This window comes from Kutzneria sp. CA-103260, from assembly GCF_018263855.1.
Classification (GTDB): Bacteria; Actinomycetota; Actinomycetes; order Mycobacteriales; family Pseudonocardiaceae; genus Kutzneria.
On sequence record NZ_CP073318.1, the window covers coordinates 9,850,436 to 9,870,841 of the forward strand.

Here is a 20,406-nt window from a genome sequence, read left to right on the forward strand (position 1 = left end):
TGCTCCACCAGAACGTGTGGCCGGCTTCACCCATTTGTGGTCCTATGTCGTGACTCAGGGAGGCTGCCGTGACTCGATCGATTGACCAGGTGCAGGGCTCGTCGGTCCGCAAGGTCGCGCTGGCCAGCGCGACCGGCACCACCATCGAACTCTACGACTTTCTCATCTACGGCACCGCGTCCGCGGTGGTGCTGCCGAAGCTGTTCTTCCCAGCCGGCAACCAGACGGTCAGCACGCTGCTGGCCTTCGCCACCTTCGGGGTCGGCTTCCTGGTCAGACCCCTGGGCGCGGCGGTCATCGGGCACTTCGGCGACCGGCTGGGCCGGCGCCCGATGCTGGTGCTCACGCTGACCATGACCGGCCTGTGCACGGCGCTGATCGGCCTGCTTCCCAGCTACGCCACAGCCGGTCTGGCCGCGCCGGTGCTGCTGCTGGTTCTCCGTCTGCTGCAAGGGTTCTTCCTTGGTGGCGAGCAGAGCGGGGCGGCGCTGATGGTCGTCGAGCACGCGCCCGAGCGGCACCGGACCTGGTACGGCGGTTGGACGTTCCTCGGCTCACCGCTGGGACTTTTCATCGGCACGGCCATGTTCTCGCTGTCCACGGCGGTGTCCGGGGACGCGTTCCTGAACTGGGGCTGGCGGATCCCGTTCCTGGCCAGCCTGCTGCTGGTGGCGGTGGGCGTCTACATGCGGGTCGGCATCGAGGAGAGCCCGGCGTTCAAGGAGTTGCGCGCGGCGCAGCAGATCACCCGGGTGCCGCTGGCCGAGGTGCTGCACACCTCGTGGCGCAAGGTGTTGCTGGGCGTCGGCGTGAACTTGGGTTTCAACGCCTTCATCTTCGTGCTGGTCACGTTCGTGCTGAACTACTGGACCGCCGTGCACCACCTGCCGCAGCAGCAGGTGCTGACCGCGAGCCTGGTCGGCGGCGCGGCGCAGGTGGTGTCGATCCTGGTGGCCTGCCGGATCGCCGACCGGGTCGGCCGCACGCCGGTGATGCTGACCGGCGCGGTGTTCATCGTGCTGTTCGCGTTGCCGCTGTTCTGGCTGATCGACACCGGCTCGGCCGGGCTGCTGATCCTGGCGCTGGCCCTGGCCTACGCGGGATCCGGCATCCTGTTCGGCCCGATGGCCGCCTACTACGCGGTGCTGTTCGAGCCGCGGCTGCGCTACTCCGGCGCGGCGTTCAGCTACCAGCTCGGCGCGACGCTGGGCGGTGGCCTGTCCCCGCTGGTGGCCACCGCCCTGCTCACCGTCGACCACGCGAAGTCGTGGCCGATCGCGCTCTATCTCATGCTGGGCGGGCTGATCAGCGCCCTGTGCCTGCTGGGATTGCGTCGCTCGGCACCCGGGCCAGCAGCCTCGTGAGCACGGTCTGAAGCGTGCCGGCGGCGTCGGCCACCTCGAAGTCCGTACGCCAGGCCACGACGCCGTCCGGCCGCACCAGGCTCGCCCCGCCGTGTCCGATGCCGTACACGTCGACCAGGCGGTCGTCCGGGTCGGTGAGGTCGGGCCCGAGACCGACCGTGCGAACCACGATGCCGAGCCGGTCAGCGACGTGCTTGGCCGCCTGGTGCCAGACGCCGCCCTCGGTTCCGGTGAGCAGCACCCAGTCCCGACCGAAGAAGTCCACTGTGGACACTGTCGTGCCGTTGCGGACCAGTGGCACGTGCGGGGCCCGGAAGCCGGGGCGGCCACTGGGCTTGCGCGGGTCCTCGACCGCCGCCGGGTCCTCGTCGTCGATCAGCACGGCGTCGGACCGCTGCCGAACACCGAACACGACCTCCAGATGGCCCAACGGTTTCGGCCACGAGCGCTCGTCCGTTCGGGCCGGCGTGCGTTCCAGGTAGTTGGCCAGTGAGTCGGCGACCACAAGTTCGGCCACCGTGCGCCGCTCGGGGTCGTAGCTGTCCAGCAGTCCCGGGCCGGCCTGCCCGGTGAGCACCGCGGCCAGCTTCCAGGCCAGGTCGAAACCGTCGCCGATAGCCGTGTTGCCGCCGAGGCCGCCGGTCGGTGGCGTCACCTTGGCCGCGTCGCCGGCCAGGAAAACCCGTCCGCGGCGGAACGTGTCGGCGACCCGGGCAGCCATCTCCCAGGCCTGCACGGTGCGGATCCGCGGTTCCAGCTCCGGGTCGTCGAGCCCCAGCCGGATCAGCTCGACGCAGCGCTGCGGCGTGAAGTCCTCGAACGACTGGCCGCGCGCCGGGTCGTACTCGACGCCGAAGATGAACCGGCCCGGGACGTGCGCGGTGCCGAAGAAGCCGGTGAACTCCGGATGCCACAGGAAGTACAGCGAGTCGGCGATGTCGGCGAGCCGCCGCGGGTCCGCGTCGAAGACGATGCCGGCCTGGTGGCTGAGGCTGCCCCAGCCGTGCCGGCCGATGCCGAGCCGTTCGCGGATCGGACTGCGGTGACCATCGGCGGCGACCAGGTAGTCGGCGCGGACCTGGCTGAGCGTGCCGGTCGGCCGGTGCACCAGTTGCGCGGTGACGCCGAGCATGTCCTGTTCGAAGGACACGAGCTCGGTGTCGAACTGGATCCGTGCGCCGTTCTCGCGAGCCACGTCCAGCAGCATCGGCTCCAGCTGGATCTGCGTGGCCATGCCCGGCTTCATCGGCGAGACCTCGCCCCGGGGGCGCGGGGCGTCGCCGAGGATGGTCTTGAGCACCTCGCCGCGGGCGGTGGTGGCGACCTTGATCTGCAACGGTTTGTTGTCGGCAGCCAGCACCCGCTCGGCGACGCCGGTGGTGCGCAGCAGTTCCATGGTGCGGGGATGCTGGCCGGCGGCCTTGGGATGCAGGGCGGTTCCCGGGTGCCGCTCGACCACGAGCACATCGATCCCCCGGTCGGCCAGGAACATCGCGGTTGACCCACCGGCAAGTCCGGCCCCCACCACCAACACCCGCACGCGTGTCGTGTTCATGATCCCCCCTCCAATCTCGAACTATAAGTATCTTAGTTCAAGAGAGACTTTGGTGACAAGGGTGTCACGAGACGATCTAGGGGCGGCCTTGTTTATGGACAGCGGGCGGCGGGTGTGCCAGGTTCACCGACCGGAGGTCGATGTGGCTAAGGTGCAGCTGGAGATCCCGTCCTACGACCACGGCATCGGCCTGGTCGCATCCTGGCCGGAGAACTACCGGCTGACAGTCTCGGTCAGCGCGGACGGACAGGTCAGGGTCGTCGGCGACGCCGCCGGACTGACCGGGCTGGCCGTGCAGCTGCTCGCGCTGGCCCAGCCGAGCGTGCCGGCCGGCGCGCACGAGGACCTCGACGACTTCCTGCTGGTGCTGGACGAAGGCTCCGCGCCACTACGCCTGCAACGTTCCTGACCCCGCCAGACCCTGACCTTCAACGTCATGAAGGGCCCCATCCTGACGTTGAACGTGAGGATGGGGCCCTTCATGACAGAAGTCAGGACTGGGGGCGCTCCTCGGGGAGCGGCTCCAGGAGGGAGCCGGCGTCGTTGAGCAGGCCGGTGGCCGAGCGGAGCTGGTCGGCGATGCGCTCGCGGTAGTCCCGCATCCGGGCCGCTTCCTGGTTGCTGCGGTTGATCCGGGCGTCGGCGTCGGCGACCGCGGCGGTGAGCCGCTGGTCGACTTCGGCCTTGCGGGCGGCCTCTTCCTGAGCCAGGGCGTCCAGCGCGGCCTTGCGCTTGTCGGCCATCTCCTGGGTGAAGTCGGCCTCGATCTGGCGGCGCCGGTTCTCGGCCTGCTCGTCGAGCTCCTTGCGCCGCTGCACGGCGACGGTGGTCAGCTCGGCGGCCTCGTTGCGGGCCTTCTCCATCAGGTTCTGGTGCTCGCCGATGATCTCGGCCTGCTGCTTGTCCAGGTCGGACAGCAGGGTCTGGTACCGCTCACGCAGCTTGGTGGCGGCCGACTCGGCGTGCGCCCACGTGGTCTCGGCGGCGGCCTCGGCCCGCGCGTGCGTCTCGGCGGCGGCGGCCTCGGCCAGCTGGAGCTTGCGCTTGGCCTGGTCGGGCGTGTCCTGCGCGACGGGCTCGGGGGCGGCCGGCTGCGGGGCCTGCCGGGCCTGGTCCAAGTGGCCCTTGAGCTCCTCGATCCGGGCCCGGGCCTGGTCGAGCTGCTTGGCCAGCTCGTCGGCCTGCCGCAGCGCGGCGTCCCGGTCGGCGGCGAACAGCCGCACCTCCGAGGTGATCCGCTTGAGGTGTGTCTCGACCTCCATACGGTCATAGCCACGCATGGCGACCGTGAAGCTGGGAATCGACTGGGTGATGTCTCGGTTCTCGGCCGGCGCCATGACGTAAACCTACTCCCCTTTCGTCCCACTGAGTGAACGGGCCTTCTCGGGTGAACATGGCCGGTCTACGGTCGGGCGCATGGCCCTCCTGGTGTCCCGCCGGCACGTGGACTACGTGCGCGTCACCAGCATGGCGTGTCGCGTGTCGGTCTGAATTCGGTTTCTCACGCACCCTTCACACCTCTGTTTGGAGCACAGCCATGCCCTCTGACGCCTCCGCCTGGTCCTTCGAGACCCGACAGATCCACGCCGGCGCGGCCCCCGACCCGGCCACCGGCGCCCGCGCGACACCCATCTACCAGACCACCTCCTACGTCTTCAGGGATACGGCCCACGCGGCCGCCCTGTTCAGCCTGGCCGAGGCCGGCAACATCTACACCCGCATCAACAACCCCACCCAGGACGTGCTGGAGCAGCGGATCGCCGCGCTGGAGGGCGGCGTCGCGGCGGTGGCCTTCGCCTCCGGCCAGGCGGCCGAGACGGCGGCGATCCTCAACCTGGCCAGCGCCGGCGACCACTTCGTGTCCAGCGCCTCGCTCTACGGCGGCACCTACAACCTGTTCCACTACACGCTGCCGAAGCTGGGCATCGAGGTCAGCTTCGTGGCCGACCCGGACAACCTCGACGAGTGGCGGGCCGCGGTCCGGCCCAACACCAAGCTGTTCTTCGCCGAGACGCTGGGCAACCCACGCAGCAACGTGCTGGACATCGAGGCGGTGGCCGGGGTCGCGCACGAGGTCGGCGTGCCGCTGGTCGTGGACAACACGGTGCCCACGCCGTACCTGGTGCGGCCGCTGGAGCACGGCGCGGACATCGTGGTGCACTCGGCGACCAAGTTCCTCGGCGGCCACGGCACCGCCATCGCCGGTGTGGTGGTCGACGGCGGCAAGTTCGACTTCGGCGCGCACGCGGACCGGTTCGCGGACTACAACGAGCCGGACCCGAGTTATCACGGCCTTCAGTACTGGCCGGTCCTCGGGCACGGGGCGTACGCGGCGAAGCTGCGGGTGCAGCTGCTGCGGGACACCGGTGCGGCGATCGCGCCGCAGAACAGCTTCCTCATCCTGCAGGGCATCGAGACGCTGTCGTTGCGCATCGAGCGGCACGTGGCCAACGCCAAGGCGCTGGCCGAGTGGCTGGAACAGCGCGACGAGGTGGAGACCGTGCACTACGCGGGCCTGCCCTCCAGCCCTTGGTACAACGCGGCGCAGAAGTACCTCCCCGGTGGCGCGGGCGCGATCGTGTCCCTTGAGCTGCGCGGCGGAGCGGAGGCGGGGCGGGCCTTCGTGGACGGCACCGAACTGTTCAGCCAGCTGGCTAACATCGGTGACGTGCGAAGCCTGATCGTGCACCCAGCCAGCACCACCCACTCGCAGCTGACGCCCGAGGAGCAGGCGGTCACCGGCGTGACGCCGGGCCTGGTGCGGCTGTCGGTCGGCCTGGAGGGCATCGAGGACCTGAAGGCGGATCTCGAAGCCGGGTTCCGGGCCGCGAAGGCAGCGCTCTGATGGATGCCACGCCTCCCGCCACCGGTGCGTGGCGGGAGGCCGATCCGCCCGGCCGGCGGCAGTGGGTGCGGCTGGACCGCCCGCTGCCGCTGGAGCGCGGTGGCGAGCTGCCCGCCGTCCAACTCGCCTACGAGACGTGGGGAACTCCTGCCCCGGACCGGTCCAACGCCGTCCTCGTGTTGCACGCGCTGACCGGCGACAGCCATGTCGCCGGTCCGGCCGGGCCGGGTCATCCGACCGCGGGCTGGTGGGATTCCCTGGTGCAGCCCGGAGTCATCGACCCGGCCCGGTACTTCGTGGTGGCCCCCAACGTGTTGGGCGGCTGCCAGGGGAGCACCGGGCCATCGTCGCCCGCCCCCGACGGAAAGCCCTGGGGCAGCCGGTTTCCCGCGTTGACCGTACGGGACCAGGTCGCAGCTGAGGTGGCGCTGGCCGACGCGCTGGGCATCGACCGCTGGGCCGCCGTGGTCGGCGGCTCGATGGGCGGGATGCGCGCGGTGGAATGGGCCGTGACCGCGCCGGATCGGGTGGAGTCGTTGCTGCTGCTGGCTTCCCCGGCGCAGTCGTCAGCGGATCAGATCGCGTGGACGTATCCGCAGCTGCATGCGATCCGGTCCGATCCGGGCTGGCGCGGCGGGGACTACCACGACGCGAAGCCGGGGGACGGGCCGCATCGGGGGCTCGGCATCGCCCGCCGGATCGCGCACATCACGTACCGGAGCGAGGAGGAGCTGTCGTCCCGGTTCGGCCGTGATCCGCAGGGCGACGGCCGGTTCACGGTCGAGTCCTATTTGGACCATCACGCCGAGAAGCTGGTGCGGCGCTTCGACGCCGGCAGCTACGTGGTGCTGGCCGAGGCGATGAACTCGCACGACGTCGGCCGCGACCGGGGTGGCGTCCAGGCGGCGCTGCGCCGGGTGACAGCCCGGACGGTCGTCGGCGGCGTGACCACTGACCGGCTCTATCCGTTGGCACAGCAGCGAGAACTGGCCGACGGCATCCCCGGCGCGGACGCCGTGCGGGTGATCGACTCCCCGTACGGGCACGACGCGTTCCTGATCGAGACCGAGCAGATCGCCGCCATGGTCCAGGACCTCCTCCCCCAAGATTTGGGTGTCTCCAAGACCTACAAACCCGCCCGGACGTGGTCTGTAACCGCCTCAAACACTGGCGAGGTTTGGGGCGGTTAGCGGTGCCACCGGTGAGGGTTTGGATGTCTTGGAGACACTCAAACCTCACAGGTAGCGGGTGCCGTGGGGGTTGCCGCTGATCCGGCTGAGATCACGGATCACGGCCAGCAGCGGTTCCCGCAGCCCGTCGAGGGCGTTGCGCAGTTCGGCGGTCGGATCCCAGGCCGTGTCGTCGAACTGCGTCCGGTCCTCGAAGCGCCGCAGCGCCGGGTGCCACTCGGACAGGAAGGGCCGCAGCACCTCCTCCATCAGCCGCTCCGCCACCTCGCCGAACCGCTGCGAGGAATCCGGGCCGCACTCCCGCAGCTGCTCCCGGGTGAACGAGAAGATGCTGTGCAGCGAGGAGATCGCCTCCCGCAGACCGCCGCCGCCCAGCGGCCGCACCGGAACCCGGTGCGCCAGCTCGACCTGGACCCGGAAGGCCGCCGCCCGCTCGCGGTCGTCCACGGCGAAGTCGTCGCGCACGCGGCGAGCCGTCAGCGCGGCGGCGCTGATCTCGTTGTGCCGCGCCGGATCGGGATCGTTGTGCCGGATCACGTGTGCGACCACCGCCGGCACCTCCAGCGCGCCTCCATCGACCAGCCGCACCACAGACTGCCGGGCCAGCCGGTCCACCGCCAGCCCGACCGGGCCAAGTCCATCCAGAACGGGTAACGGCATCGGCTCCGGCGCGAACGCCGCCACCGCGCGCAGCACGTCCAACCCGGCGTCGCCGGCCGCGTCGACCTCGGCCAGCAGCCGCTTCGCGGTGCTGTCCAGCACCGGCCAGTCCCGGGAGAACAGCCGCCGCCGCACCGAGTCCAGACCGGCCGAGCGGGCCGAGCCGGCCAGGTCCAGCAGCGCGCCGGGATGCCCGCCGACCACGTCCACCAGCTTGTGGGCCGACTCGCGGTCGCCCGGGGCCAGCGCGTCGACCTGGTTGAGGATGAGCCGAACCGCTTGTGCCGCCGGGAGTTCCTGGATCGATACCCCGGTGCCGAGCTCGGCGTAGCTGCCGTCGGTGGTGGTGAGGACGCTGGCCGCCGAGGGGTGCGGGGACAGCAGCCGGCGGACCTCGTCCAGGTCGAGCCCGGCCGGCACGCCGTCGACCACCCAGAGGCTGGGTTGCCGGCGGGCGTCCAGCGCCAACGCCACCCGATCGGCCGCGTGACCGACGCCGTCGGGGCCGAGGGCATCGGCGATCGCGGCCAGCTGCTCCGGCCACGGATCGGCGGCCGACAGCCAGAAGACGCCGCCGGGGAAGGTCGCGCCGAACTGCCGTGCGTACTCGGCGACCAACGAAGACGTGCCGATGCCGCCGACGCCGTGCACGACGGCGACCGGCTCGCCGCCGCCCTCAGTCAGCGTCGCCGACTGGGGATGCAGCGCCGAGTGCAGCCGCCACAGTTCGGCGGTGCGGCCGACGAACCGGGGCGGCGGCCGGTGGCCCGGGGCCGGCAGCCACAGCGGGGCGCGGCCGTGGTCCACGCGGCCGATCGGCGTCGGCAGCTCGTCGATCTTGCGGGTGACGGCCTCGGTGAGGTGTCGCAGCTCGGCCGACGGGCTCCAGAACCGGGCGTCCCGCAGCTCGATCGGCTCGATGTGTCCGGTGCCGCGCTCCGGGTTGACCACCAGCACTCGCCGCAGCGGGTCGCCTTCCCGTTGCCCGGCAAGGAAAGCCGTGATGAGCTCCTGCTGGCAGGCGCGGCGGGTGGGGTAGGCGTGCGAGTAGTAGGCCAGCAGCAGCCGGGACCGGCCCAGCTCGGCCATGATCGTCCGGGACACCGAGTCGAAGCGGTGCACGCCGACCTCGTCCTGGAACACCCGCAGCCCCCGCGCCCGCAGCTCGGCCGCCAGCGCCTCGGCCGGCGTGGTGTCCGACCGGCAGTAGCTGAGGAACACATCCCAGGCCATCTCGTCCCGACCTCCTCCGGTTAACTCCGATGGGGGACAGTGTCGAGCCTGACGGACGGGTGAATCGCAAGCCACCTGGTTGCCATAATTCACGGGGTGGCGCTACCGCCAGTGATGGATCATGAAGCGTTGTCACGTTCGGTCGTCGACCTGCTGTCGGCAGTCCTCCACCGTTCGCCGGGGCCGGATCACTGATTGTCCACGTCGGCGTGAAAACGGGATTCGGCTGCGTTCCGTGCCGCTGGGCACGACAGTTGTGCTGGGCTACGCTCCCGCACTTGACACCGTTATGGGATGGGTGCGTGGTGGTCGACCCGTGGGTTGTCGGGCTTTGTGGCGTGACCGTTCTGGCTATATCCAGCGCGGTCGCGATTGCGGCCTACATGAAACCGAAATTCTCGGTCCCCAACGCCGGCGGCGGCGTGGACGGACCGTTCGCGGACGCCGACCTGATCGGGCCCGAACTGCGCGACTGGGCCGCGGCGCACTACCGGCGCACGGTGCCGGTGCTGCGGGTCTGGCAGCACCGGGCCTGGCTGTACGGGGCGGCCCACTACTACGCGGTCGGCTGGACCGTGCTGATCTCGCTGTCGCTGCCGTTCCTGATCCCCTACGTCACCGACGGGGACGGCTCGCGGCTGCTGGTGCAGGCCCTGTCGGTGTTCGGCGCGGTGGTGTTCGGCCTGCACAGGACGTTCAAGGCCGAGGAGAACTACGGCAAGTACCGCCTGCACGAGTCCAGCGTCTACACCCTGGTCCGCAAGCTCGTCGACGACCCCGAACAGCTCGGCGCCACCGACGCCGAGCGCCGTCGCCGCTACCTCGCGGAGATCGAGCGGATCCGGGAGCGCGCCCGCAATGACGAGATCAACAATCTGCCCAGTCCGTCCTCTCCACCCCGCATCGGCCCGGTCACGCCCATTCCCGAGCAACGGGAATCGGACGGTTATCGATCGGCCGCACCGGGGCCATTGAGTGGAGGAGCTTCTCCGTGAGTCACCGAACCCGGGTGAGCGGTGTGTGGACACCGTCACCGATAGAACGCGAGGCCGCCTGGGAGCTGTATGTCGAGCTCGCGACCAGGATTACGACCGTGGAACAAAAACCGGGGGCCGGAATCGTGCGCGAGGAGCTGAACAGCATTTATTCGCTGTTCGCGTGCACTCGCGACATCCTGCGCAAGTACGGTCCCGAGCTGGCCCCGCGCGGCCGCGCCGGCGGCGTCACCTTCGCCGGCATCGCGGTCGAGATGGTCAACACCGTGCTGCGGCCGCTGCTCACCAAGTGGCACCCCGCGCTGGCTGAGTGGGAGGCCACCCGCCAGCCCGGCGCCAGCGTCGTCGTGCACGAGCGCGCCTGGTCCCAGATCGAGGACCTACGGTCCGAGGTCGCCGAGACCCGCAAGGTGCTGCTGGACCTGGCCGCCGACCTGCACGACGCCATGCAGATCCAACCCTTGATCGGGAACACATGATGACCCGCGACATGGTCTGAATGCCATCGACGCAGGAGAGTGCTCGGCCGCGCCGCTGCCTGGACCGTCGCCGGATTTCACCCGCCGCCACCCGACGCAACCCACCACCCAAGCCGATGCGGCGGGTTAAATCCGGCTAGGGAAGGCAGCGGTCACGAGCGGCCGAGCCGCGCTGCTGGAGGCGGCGCCAAAAACTCAGTCGAGGGATTCGGCGATCCAGCCGGCCACCGGGAGGTCCCGGTTGGCGCACTCGGTGGCCAGCCGGATGGTCCAGCGCAGGGCCTGCATGACCACCGCCGCCACCTCGCTGGGGGCGGCGGTGCTCAGCGCGATGTCGATCTGGGCGCGGGCCGCGTCCTGGTCGCCGTGCACCTCGGCGAGCAGGGTGCGGACCGCGGTGCGCACCGGCGGGTCGGCGTCGTCGATGGAGACCTCTTGGCCGTCGGCGTCGTAGACCTGCATCTTGACCGGGGTGGCGCCGCCGGAGCCGAGCGCGGCGACCATCTCGCTGCACTCGCGGAACAGCATCAGCACGAGTTCCTTGCCGTCCACGTCGCCGGCCGGCGATGTGTCGACGAAGGTGGTCAGCAGGCTGATCGCGGCGCCGTCGTCGCCCGCCTGGGCGGCGGCGAGCGCCTCGCCGGCCGTGCTGACCATGCGCTGTCGTCGTTCCGGATCCTGTGGGTCCACCGGCCCATCTTGCAACACAACCGGGACCGGCGGTGATCCAATCGGCCGTCCGGGTTCAGGAGTGCTTGAAACGCCAGGTCTTCGAGTCGGTGAGCACGCAGAATCCGGGCGACATCACGACCACGCGCAGGGTGCCGTCGCGCATGTCGTAGTCCATGCCCTCGACCTCGAAGTTGCCGGTGCACGAGCTCTGCAGCGGCAGCTGGCCGAGAGCGCTCACGTGGGCCGTCACGTCGGAACCGCCGAGGGGACCGCTCAGATCCAGTTGCAGCAACGGCTTCGTCATGCCGTAGAGCGTGCCGTCCGAGTCGTCCGAGGAGCACAGCAGCTGCGTCGGCGAGGTGAAGTCGCAACCCTGGATGTTGTTGATCGGGTGGTCCGGGCGGATCGCGAAGCCGTACGGCAGGTTCTGGCTCGGCGTGGTGAACCGGACGCCGGGCATCGGGTACACCAGCAGGCGGTCCATCGTGCCCCACTCGCCGGACACCAGCCATTGCCCGTCCGGCGAGACGGCGGCGAACGAGTTGTTCAACGCCTCCCAGGACTCCAGCTTGTGCGTGTACTCCGACCAGCTGCCGTCGGGGGCCTGCACGCGGAACATCTTGGCCCCGTTGTTGTCGCTCTGGTACGGCTCGATGTAGTAGCCCAGCCGCGAACCCGGGTCGCCGACATGGTTCCAGCCCTTGACCGAGTCGGCGATCGGGATCGTGGACAGGCCGGTGTACTGGATGAAGCTGGTGTTCGGCCGCACGACCGTGGCCAGGCCCTGGCTCTCGTCCAGCGCCCGGGCGTGGTCGGAGCCCTGGATCACCCAGGCCCCGGTGTCGGCGTGCGCGATCCCCGGCACGATCACGGCGAGCGCCACGGCCAGCGCGGCGGCCAGCGTCTTCCTACCCATGTGCGCAACCCTTCGTCGGTGGACGGCCGCGCACAGACGTACCAGTCCCGGGCCTGAATCTGAAGAATTTTCGCGATCGAGGGCGTGACGGGCCGGATAACTGTGAACGATCCGGGTCTTCTCGCTGTGGGAGAGCGCTCCTACCCTCGGAAGGGTTAGGGAACTTTCCTAACATATATGTGAATCGAGGAGGTGTGCATGAAAAGCAAGCTGCTGGTCGCCCTGCTCGGCATCGGCTTGCTCATCGTCGCGGGAGCCGCCCCTGCTCAGGCCGCTGCGACACCACACAGCACCACGTACACCATGTACGTGACGCTCTACGGGGCGCTGGACAACGACCCGCCCGGCAGCGCCGACATCGCCTACCCGCAGATCCACTCGCAGGCCGGTGGCGTCGGCACGTACAGCAACCCGGTCACGTTCGCGACCAGCTCGTCGGAGCTGGCTCCCGGCACCCGGGTCTACTACTCCTACCTGAAGAAGTACTTCATCATGGAGGACAGCTGCGCCGCCTGCATTTCCGACTGGAACAGCGGAAAGCGGCACATCGACCTGTGGGCCGGCAACTCGACCAACTCGGCCATCCTGTCGTGTGAGGACAAGCTGACGCGCAGCGGCTCGGTGATCGTCAACCCGGCGTCCAACCTGACCGTGGACACGACGCCGATCTTCAACACCAGCACCCATAAGTGCTACTCGCCGTGATGTCGCGGTGACGCTGTGGTCCGGTAACGCCGCGCCGGGCCACCCGATGTGAGAATTCTCCGCTGATCAGCGCTGTCGCCAGTGGGTTGCAAGTACCACAATCTGCCTGTTGCATCCCCTAGCCCGGAAGAGGCGGCGACATGGTGGACACCCTGCGTCCCGATCGCACCCGCGCGCTCAGCCGCGCGGAGTGGGCCAGCATCGGCGGCATGTCCGCCTTCGTGCTGGCCCTGCACGTGATCGGCTGGGGTTCCCTGATCTTCCTCATCTCCCCGGCCAACTACCAGATCGGCAACGGCCAGGTCTTCGGCGTCGGGCTCGGCCTGACCGCCTACACGCTCGGCCTGCGGCACGCCTTCGACGCCGACCACATCGCGGCCATCGACAACACCACGCGGAAGCTGATGTCCGAGGGCCGGCGACCGCTGTCGGTCGGATTCTGGTTCTCCCTGGGCCATTCCAGCGTCGTGTTCGGCCTGTGCGTGTTGCTGGCGCTGGGCGTGCGGGCGCTGGCCGGCGAGGTCTCCGACGACCGCTCGGGTCTGCACAACTGGACTGGCCTGGTCGGCACGCTCGTCTCCGGGACCTTCCTGGTGCTCATCGGGATCATCAACCTGGTGGTGATGGCCCACATCATCAAGGTGTTCCGCAAGATGCGCGGCGGCGAGTTCGACGAGGCCGAGCTGGAGCGCCGGCTGGACGAGCGCGGTTTCATGAACCGCATCCTGCGTGGCCTGACCAAGGCGATCAGCCGGCCGTGGCAGATGTACCCGACCGGCCTGCTGTTCGGCCTCGGCTTCGACACCGCGACCGAGGTGTCGCTGCTCGTCCTGGCCGGCGGCGCCGCCGCGTTCTCCTTGCCCTGGTACGCGATTCTGACGCTGCCGGTGCTGTTCGCCGCCGGCATGAGCCTGTTCGACTCGATCGACGGCTGCTTCATGAACTTCGCCTACGGCTGGGCCTTCGCCAAGCCGGTGCGCAAGGTCTTCTACAACATCACCGTCACCGGCCTGTCCGTCGTGGTCGCCCTGGTGATCGGCCTGATCGAGCTGCTCCAGCTGCTGGCCGAGAAGCTCGACGTCAGCACCGGGATCCTGGGCTGGATCAGCACCCTCGACCTGAACGTGGTCGGCTACGTGATCGTCGGCCTGTTCGTGGTCACCTGGCTGGTGGCGCTGGCGGTGTGGCGGTTCGGCCGCATCGAGGAACGCTGGTCGGTCGAGGTGTCCTAGTCAGCGGGCTTCAGGGCCTCCCACAACAGGTTGAGCGGATGACTGTCCGAATAGGATGATCGCTCGTCGCGGCGGGCGAACACGCCGACCAGCAGCTCCAGCCGGGGCTCGAGGTCGTCGACCAGCTCGACGCGGCGCAGCCCGGACGTGCCTTCGAGCCGCCCCTCGTCGACGGCCTCGCCCAGACCCCGGGTCACCAGCATGCACGCCCGCACCAGGCCGGAGCGCAGCAGCTCGAACCCGTACTGAGCGGAGTCGATCTCGGCGACGATGTCCAGCCGGCTGCGGTAGTCGGCGCCGAACCAGCCGCGTACGAAGTCGGTGATCGCGCCGCTGACCGGCACGACGAGCGGCAGGGTGGGCAGTTCGCTCGTGGTGGCGGTGTCGCCGATCTGGCAGAAGTCCAGATTGGTCAGCAGCGCGAGCCCGCTGCGGCGCCACTCCATGATGTCGAAGGCGTCGAGGGAGTTGTTGGTGACGACGCTGCCGCAGACCAGGTCGACGTCCTTGGCCAGCAGCCGGCCGAGCAGGTCCTTGGTGCGCACGTGGACCACGTTCAGCTCGATGCCGCGGGCGCCGAACTCCTCGGCCACGACCTCGCCGGCCCGCGCCAGATAGCCCAGGGTGTACCTGGTCGCGCCGACGGTGAGCGTGCCGCCCAGTTGGCGGCGGCATTCGTGAATTGCGTCCAGCCAATCGCCCAATGTCGTTCGGGCCCGTTCGACCAGGGCTTTTCCGGTATCGGTGAACAGCATGTCGCGGCCCCGTCCCTGTTTGAGTACGAGGGGTTCGCCGCATAAATCGCCGAAATTGCGGTTCAGGGTGTCGAGTTGTTTCTGCACGCTCGACTGGTCGCGGCCCAGCGCCCGGGCCGCGGCCAGTGCGGTGCCGGTCTCGGCCACCGTGATCAGCGTGCGGAGCTGGTCGAACGTGGTGTCCAGGAAGGCGGGCGAACTGTACTGGAGCCGGCTGAGCACGTTGACCGACGGTGGTCGGAGCGGACCGGGCGCGGGCATCTCGCGGTACTCGCTTTCTGGGTTCGTGACGGATGCCGGGCAGCCTAGCGCGGTTGAAAGTGATCTCGGATCCAGTTGAAGAAATCTCCAGATGGTCACGCCAAACCGGTGGACGAGGCCAGGTGACTGGCGGAAGGCTGCGTTGCGCTCGAATCTATTGCTGATCTGAGGAGTTCGACAGAAGTGAGTTCGTACGGTTCCACCGGCGCGCCCCGCTCCCGCATGCTGACGGTCGCCGGTGTGCTCGGACTGGTCGGTGCGCTCAGCGCGCTGCTGTGGGGCGTTCTGGTCCTGGTCAACGGCCAGGACCTGATTCGGTCCGCGGCGCAGGACTACCTGCAGTCGGACGGCGGCGACGCGGCCGCGGGCGGCCTCGTCACCGCCGACGACCTGGTGCCGCTCGCCGTTGACTCGTTCAACAGCCGGGCGGTTCTCTGGCTGGGCATCGGCGTCATCGCGCTGGTGTCCGCCGGCCTGGTGCTCGCCGCCCGCAACTGGGCCCGGATCCTGCTGACCGTGTTCGCCGTGATCGGCGCCCTGCTGGCCGCGCGCGACCTGGCTGACCTGGATCCCACCCTGCTCAAGGTGTTCGACGCCATCACCGCCATCAGTCTGCTCGCCGCCCTGGTCGTCGTGTGGCTGCCGGGCAGCAACGCCGCGGTGCGGGCCCGCAAGGCGGCCGTCGCCACCGCATGACCGCAAACAGTCGGCCCCTCACCAGCTTCCGCCGGTGAGGGGCCGATCTTGTGCGATGGCCAGGACTGCGCGGGCGCTCACAGGCGCGCCGCCAGGCGACGCGCCAGAGGCGCGTAGTCCAGGCCGGGGAAGATGTCCGGCAAGGCGTTCAACCCGTTGCGCAGCCCTTCGGTGACGTGTTGCAGGGCAGGGTCGGTGAGGGACACGTCCGCGAAGAGGTACTGCCAGCCGTGTAGGCCCTTGGTCAGCAGCAGCGTCTCGACGTACTTCGTGAACGTCAGGTCGAGTTTCACGTAACCCGGCGGGTAAGGGGCCGCGCCCGTCCCGGCGAGGTCCGAGAACCAGACCTCCAGCGGCGATGCCCCGGGAACCATCCGCAGGAACGTCATGAAGCCTCTGCTCGATTCGTAGGCGTTGTCGATGTGACGCAGCTGGGCGGCGAACGACCGCTGGAACTCCGTTTCGAGCATGTCGGACGACGGCATCCGCCCCTGGCTCAGGATCTCCATGGGAGAAGGCACCCGGTACTCGCCGGCGAACGGGGGATCCGCCGGACCGGACTCCCAGTGGGCAGCCACCTCGAACCTGAGCGAGTCACCGAGCATGTCCGCGTCGAGGCGCAGGTCGTCCCACTCCGCGTCGAACAAGGCGAGCGGTTCGATGTCCACGAAGGCCGGGCCGATGTCGCCGTGTCGCGAATCGAGCAGCGCGATGGACTCGGCGTCGCGCAGGTCGACGAGCGAGCCCAGATGGCGCTCCTCCGGCTGGTTTAGGGCTGGCACCGATCGACACCTCTCCCGGGAACGTGCGCTTCTTGACGGCGAGGAAGTCCCGGCAGGGTATCTGTGTCAGCGGTTGGCGTACCAGCGGGCGCCGCGCACGATGCCCTCCTTCACCAGCGCGGCCAGCCGCCCGGTCACGACCGTCCGCTGTGGACGGTCCATGGCGTCGACCACCTGGATCAGGCCGTCCTTGCGGCCGAGGCTGATGCACTGCGTGTAGTAGCGGTAGGTGAACGGCCGGGGCTCGTGACCGCCCAGCCGGGCGGCGATCGCCTTGACGGCATAAGTCCCCATCGGGATTCCGGTGGCGCAGGCCATCCGCAGCTCCTCGCCGTTGACCCGGACGAGCGCGCTGTCGCCGACCGCGTAGATGTCGGGGTGCGAGACCGAGCGCTGCGTCTCGTCGACCACGATCCGTCCACTGTGGTCGGTCCGGATGCCGGCCTCGGCCGCCAGCCGCGGCACGCCGAATCCCGTCGCCCACACGGTGAGATCGGTCGGCAGCTCGTCGCCGTCGGTCAGCACCACGCTGTCGGCCAACACCTTGGCCACCCGGGCCCCGGCCCGAACCTCGATGCCCAGCCGGCGGAACACCCTGCCCAGATGCGTGCGGGCGTTGTCCGACAGCCGGCTGCCCGGCGCGTGCCCGGCGACCATCCTGATGTGCAGGCCCGGATGCGTCTCGGCCAGCTCGGTCGCCGTCTCGATCGCGGTCAGGCCGGCGCCGACGATCGTCACGGTTCCCTTGGCCGGCAGCAGTTTCAGCAGCTTGACGGCGTCGGCGAGGCCGCCGACCGGGACCGCGTTCTCGGCCACGCCCGGCACGCCGTGGTCGTCGGCGACGCTGCCGAGCGCGTAGACCAGCGTGTCGTAGCCGATGGTGCGGCCGTCCACGTCGATCTGTTTGCCGGCCGGGTCGATCGCCCGCACCCGGCCGATGACCAGGTCGATTCCCTTGCCCCGCACCGACTCCGCCAACGGGGTGGGCCGCAGCTGCTCGCCGGCCGACAGCTGGTGCAGCCGGACCCGCTCGACGAAGTCCGGCGCGGCGTTGACCAGCGTGACCTTCGCGGCGGTCCGCTTGGCCAGCCTGGTCGCCGTGGTGAGGCCCGCGTAGCCGGCGCCGATGACCACGATGTTCGTCATGTCCGTAGTCCCTTCACTTGTGGTGACGGGACTTGAACCGGACAGCCGCGCGATCCCTGACAGGTCGGCTATGTGTGCTGCGTCACCTGCCGCCCGAGGTGGGCCAGCTTGTCCGGGTTGGCGACCGCGCGGAACTCCGTGACCAGGCCGTTCGTGATCTGGAGGCCGATGGCCGCCACCGGCTCGCCGTGGACCAGCGCCACGATGCCGGGTTCGCCGTTGACTTCGAGCACCCGCACGTCCAGGCCGTCCACACTGTCGGACAGCCAGCGCAGGAAGGGCGCCACCCGGTCGCGGCCGCGGATCGGCTTGCGGGCCGCGGTCACCTTGCCGCCGCCGTCCGACCAGGCCACCACGTCCTCGGCCAGCATGCCCTCCAGCGCCGCCATGTTGCCGCTGCGCGCGGCGACCAGGAAGTTGTTGGTGATGCGCAGCTTCTCCGCGCCGTCGGCGTCGAACCGCTGCCGGTCCTGGGCCACCCGCTGCTTGGCCCGGTGGTAGAGCTGCTGGCAGTTGGCCTCGGTCAGGTCGAGCACGTCGGCGATCTCGTGGTGGCTGTACTCGAAGGCCTCGCGCAGCACGAAAACCGCCCGCTCGGCCGGGGTGAGGCGTTCGAGCAGCAGCAGGAAGGCCATCGTCACGGACTCACGCAACTCGGCCGTGTCCAGCGGGGTGTGCGCGGTCAGCACCGGTTCCGGCAGCCAGGGGCCGATGTAGCTCTCGCGGCGGGCCCGCGCCGAGGTCAGCCGGTTCAGGCACAGGTTGGTGAGGACCTTGGTCAGCCAGGCCGCCGGCTCGTGGATCTCGTCGTGATCGGCCGCGTGCCAGCGCAGATAGGTGTCCTGCACGGCGTCTTCGGCCTCGGCGGCCGAGCCGAGCAGGCGGTAGGCCACCGCGAACAGGCGCGGCCGGTGCCGCTCGAAATCCGCCACCCGGCCGAGTCTAGGCGGGCCTTGACCCTCTCGTGGCGAGAATGACGGTGAGCCAGATCCGCAGGGTCGAGCCGGTCACGGACACGATGTCGGCGACGCTGTTCCTCCAGTTCCCGGTGGAAGAACGCACGTGGACTCTAGTAGGGCCAGCCGTTCTCGAGCAGGTCGAAGATCGGCACGAGCAGATCCGGATTGTCACCGTGCCGGTGCGCCAGCTGGCCGGCTTCCAGGGCGAACCGGGCCAGGGCGGCGCAGCGGATGTCGTCCTCGGGCGCGCCCACCTCGGCGGCGATGGCGTGGGCCAGGGCGGTCTCGTGCCGCCGCCACATGCGGTCGGCGTACTCGCCCAGCACCGGGGTCTGCGCGACCACTTGCGCGAACGCGCTGATCTCCGGGTCGGTCGGGCGCTCGCACATCCGCTGCCACAGGTGCTCCCGCAGGGCCTGCGGGACGGACTTGCCGGCGCGGTCGCGAACCGAGGCCACCAGCGCCGCCTCGACGTCCTCGTCCAGGTCGAAGACCAGGGCCTCCTTGGTGGGGAAGTACTTGAACAGGGTGGTCACCGACACGTCGGCCGCGTCGGCCACCTCCTTGACGCTGACCTGGTCGTAGCCGCGCGCGGCGAACAGCTCCAGGGCGGCGTCGGCCAGGGCCTGGCGGGTCTGGGCCTTCTTGCGCTCGCGGCGCCCGAGCTGTTCCATGCGCCCATCGTACGCCAAGGGTGCAACGACTCAAAAGATTGAGTCGTTGCACTTTTTGAGTGGCTGTGTTTTTCTGGTGGAGCAAGCCCCAACCAGGAAGGACAGCAACCATGAGCTCTCCCCGTATCGCCGTCATCGGCGCCGGCCCCGGCGGCCTGGCCGCCGCCCGCGGCCTCCAGAACAACGGTTTCGAGGTCACCGTCTTCGAGCGCGAGGCGTCCGCGTTCGCCCGCTGGCAGGGCGGCATGCTCGACCTGCACGCCCCCACCGGCCAGGAGGCGATGCGCGCCATCGGCCTCTACGAGCAGTTCCGCGCGGTGGCCCGCGCCGACGCGCAGGAAGTGCGCATGGTCAACGCGCGCACCGCCGAGCTGGTCAACCACGAGCAGCCCGGCGACGACGAGTACTACGCCCCGGAGATCGACCGCGGCCAGCTCCGCGAGCTGCTGCTGAACTCCCTCAAGCCCGACACCGTCCGCTGGGGCAGTCCGATCGAGGGCGTCACCGCCGAGGACGGCATCGCCACGGTGAGGTTCACAGATGGCACGTCCGAGCAGTTCGACCTCGTGGTCGGCGCGGACGGCGCGTGGTCGCGGACCCGCCCGGCCGTCTCGGACGCCACCCCGATCTACACCGGCGTCGCCCTGGTCGAGACGTACCTGGACGACGTCGACAACCGCCACCCCGAGCTGGCCGCGCTGATCGGTCCCGGCAACCTGGTCGTCGGAGCCGGCAGTTCCGGGATGCTGGCCGCCCAGCGCAACAGCGGCGGTCACGTCCGCGTGTACGCCGAGCTGGAGGACATCGCCCTCGACTGGGCCGGCGAGGCCGGCATCGACATGGCCGACACCGAGGCGGTGCGCCAGTACCTGCTGGCTCGCTTCGAGGGCTGGCACGACAGCGTGCTCAACCTCATCCGCCACAACGACGGCGGCTTCGTCAACCGCCCGCTCTACGTGCTGCCGGTCGGCCACTCCTGGGACCACGTCCCCGGGGTCACGTTGCTCGGCGACGCCGCGCATCTGCTGCCGCCGCACGGCATCGGCGCCAACCTGGCCCTGGTCGACGGCAGCGACCTGGCCGCCGCCATCGCCGCCCACGACAACCTCGACGAGGGTGTCCGCGCCTACGAGAGCGTCATGCTGCCGCGCGCGAAGGCGGCCGGCGAGGCCGACGCCGAGATCGCCGTGCTCATGGAGGACGCGGAGTCGCACAACCTCAACGACATGCGGCAGCTGTTCAACGACCGCATGCTGAACCCGACCAAGTGATGACCGCTCAGGCGAT

20 protein-coding genes are annotated in these 20,406 nt (G+C 69.7%); 10 read left to right on the forward strand and 10 right to left on the reverse strand.

The window, feature by feature from the left end; genetic code table 11:
• Positions 1-68: 68 nt before the first annotated feature.
• On the forward strand, positions 69-1,364 hold the full coding sequence (locus JJ691_RS44070; protein WP_249227413.1) for an MFS transporter: 1,296 nt from the start codon (positions 69-71) through the stop codon (positions 1,362-1,364).
• Here JJ691_RS44070 and rdmE read toward each other — a convergent pair.
• Positions 1,306-2,919 (reverse strand): aklavinone 12-hydroxylase RdmE, encoded by a 1,614-nt coding sequence (rdmE, locus tag JJ691_RS44075; protein WP_211765348.1) that lies wholly within the window; start codon positions 2,917-2,919, stop codon positions 1,306-1,308. The genes JJ691_RS44070 and rdmE overlap by 59 nt on opposite strands.
• 142 nt (positions 2,920-3,061) lie before the next feature.
• Here rdmE and JJ691_RS44080 point away from each other — a divergent pair, with 142 nt between their 5' ends.
• On the forward strand, positions 3,062-3,328 hold the full coding sequence (locus tag JJ691_RS44080; RefSeq protein WP_211765349.1) for an Imm32 family immunity protein: 267 nt from the start codon (positions 3,062-3,064) through the stop codon (positions 3,326-3,328).
• Between the two features lie 82 nt (positions 3,329-3,410).
• Here JJ691_RS44080 and JJ691_RS44085 read toward each other — a convergent pair whose 3' ends face one another.
• The gene (locus JJ691_RS44085; protein WP_211765350.1) at positions 3,411-4,256 is read right to left on the reverse strand and encodes a hypothetical protein; all 846 of its coding nucleotides are present in this window, start codon (positions 4,254-4,256) and stop codon (positions 3,411-3,413) included.
• 200 nt (positions 4,257-4,456) lie between these two features.
• Between JJ691_RS44085 and JJ691_RS44090 the strand changes: the two genes are divergently transcribed.
• Complete coding sequence (locus tag JJ691_RS44090; RefSeq protein ID WP_211765351.1) at positions 4,457-5,764, forward strand: bifunctional o-acetylhomoserine/o-acetylserine sulfhydrylase; 1,308 nt, start codon at positions 4,457-4,459, stop codon at positions 5,762-5,764.
• The gene (gene metX, locus JJ691_RS44095) at positions 5,764-6,954 is read left to right on the forward strand and encodes a homoserine O-acetyltransferase MetX (protein ID WP_211765352.1); all 1,191 of its coding nucleotides are present in this window, start codon (positions 5,764-5,766) and stop codon (positions 6,952-6,954) included. The genes JJ691_RS44090 and metX overlap by 1 nt, the downstream gene beginning before the upstream one ends.
• Before the next feature lie 45 nt (positions 6,955-6,999).
• Here the strand turns inward: metX and JJ691_RS44100 are convergent, their stop codons facing one another.
• Positions 7,000-8,847, reverse strand: a complete 1,848-nt coding sequence (locus tag JJ691_RS44100) for a TIR domain-containing protein (RefSeq protein WP_211765353.1) — start codon at positions 8,845-8,847, stop codon at positions 7,000-7,002.
• 383 nt (positions 8,848-9,230) lie between these two features.
• Here JJ691_RS44100 and JJ691_RS44105 point away from each other — a divergent pair, with 383 nt between their 5' ends.
• Positions 9,231-9,842 carry a hypothetical protein gene (locus JJ691_RS44105; protein WP_211765354.1) on the forward strand — a complete coding sequence of 204 codons (612 nt, stop codon included), beginning with the start codon at positions 9,231-9,233 and terminating at the stop codon, positions 9,840-9,842.
• A 98-nt stretch (positions 9,843-9,940) separates the two neighbouring features.
• Entirely contained in the window at positions 9,941-10,321 is a 381-nt protein-coding gene (locus tag JJ691_RS44110) for a hypothetical protein (RefSeq protein WP_211765355.1), read from the forward strand.
• Between the two features lie 195 nt (positions 10,322-10,516).
• Here JJ691_RS44110 and JJ691_RS44115 read toward each other — a convergent pair whose 3' ends face one another.
• Entirely contained in the window at positions 10,517-11,011 is a 495-nt protein-coding gene (locus JJ691_RS44115; protein WP_249227414.1) for a hypothetical protein, read from the reverse strand.
• Between the two features lie 55 nt (positions 11,012-11,066).
• Positions 11,067-11,909: a hypothetical protein gene (locus tag JJ691_RS44120; RefSeq protein WP_211765356.1), complete on the reverse strand. Its 843-nt coding sequence runs from the start codon at positions 11,907-11,909 to the stop codon at positions 11,067-11,069.
• A 198-nt stretch (positions 11,910-12,107) separates the two neighbouring features.
• Here JJ691_RS44120 and JJ691_RS44125 point away from each other — a divergent pair, with 198 nt between their 5' ends.
• Both JJ691_RS44125 and JJ691_RS44130 read left to right on the forward strand, forming a co-directional pair.
• Positions 12,108-12,614, forward strand: a complete 507-nt coding sequence (locus JJ691_RS44125) for a hypothetical protein (RefSeq protein WP_211765357.1) — start codon at positions 12,108-12,110, stop codon at positions 12,612-12,614.
• Between the two features lie 140 nt (positions 12,615-12,754).
• Entirely contained in the window at positions 12,755-13,846 is a 1,092-nt protein-coding gene (locus tag JJ691_RS44130) for a HoxN/HupN/NixA family nickel/cobalt transporter (RefSeq protein ID WP_211765358.1), read from the forward strand.
• Here the strand turns inward: JJ691_RS44130 and JJ691_RS44135 are convergent.
• Positions 13,843-14,823, reverse strand: coding sequence for a LysR family transcriptional regulator (locus JJ691_RS44135; protein WP_442912560.1), 981 nt, complete (start codon positions 14,821-14,823; stop codon positions 13,843-13,845). The two genes, JJ691_RS44130 and JJ691_RS44135, sit on opposite strands and share 4 nt — an antisense overlap.
• 222 nt (positions 14,824-15,045) lie before the next feature.
• Here JJ691_RS44135 and JJ691_RS44140 point away from each other — a divergent pair, with 222 nt between their 5' ends.
• The gene (locus tag JJ691_RS44140; protein ID WP_211765360.1) at positions 15,046-15,558 is read left to right on the forward strand and encodes a hypothetical protein; all 513 of its coding nucleotides are present in this window, start codon (positions 15,046-15,048) and stop codon (positions 15,556-15,558) included.
• 77 nt (positions 15,559-15,635) lie between these two features.
• Here the strand turns inward: JJ691_RS44140 and JJ691_RS44145 are convergent, their stop codons facing one another.
• The 4 genes from JJ691_RS44145 to JJ691_RS44160 all read right to left on the reverse strand — a co-directional run bounded on the left by JJ691_RS44145 (position 15,636) and on the right by JJ691_RS44160 (position 19,119).
• On the reverse strand, positions 15,636-16,340 hold the full coding sequence (locus JJ691_RS44145; protein ID WP_211765361.1) for a hypothetical protein: 705 nt from the start codon (positions 16,338-16,340) through the stop codon (positions 15,636-15,638).
• 66 nt (positions 16,341-16,406) lie between these two features.
• Positions 16,407-17,486 (reverse strand): NAD(P)/FAD-dependent oxidoreductase, encoded by a 1,080-nt coding sequence (locus JJ691_RS44150; RefSeq protein WP_211765362.1) that lies wholly within the window; start codon positions 17,484-17,486, stop codon positions 16,407-16,409.
• 68 nt (positions 17,487-17,554) lie between these two features.
• Positions 17,555-18,418, reverse strand: a complete 864-nt coding sequence (locus JJ691_RS44155) for an RNA polymerase sigma-70 factor (RefSeq protein ID WP_211765363.1) — start codon at positions 18,416-18,418, stop codon at positions 17,555-17,557.
• Positions 18,419-18,555: 137 nt separating this feature from the next.
• Positions 18,556-19,119, reverse strand: a complete 564-nt coding sequence (locus JJ691_RS44160) for a TetR/AcrR family transcriptional regulator (RefSeq protein ID WP_211765364.1) — start codon at positions 19,117-19,119, stop codon at positions 18,556-18,558.
• Between the two features lie 110 nt (positions 19,120-19,229).
• Between JJ691_RS44160 and JJ691_RS44165 the strand changes: the two genes are divergently transcribed.
• Positions 19,230-20,390, forward strand: coding sequence for an FAD-dependent oxidoreductase (locus tag JJ691_RS44165; RefSeq protein ID WP_211765365.1), 1,161 nt, complete (start codon positions 19,230-19,232; stop codon positions 20,388-20,390).
• Positions 20,391-20,406 lie beyond the last annotated feature (16 nt).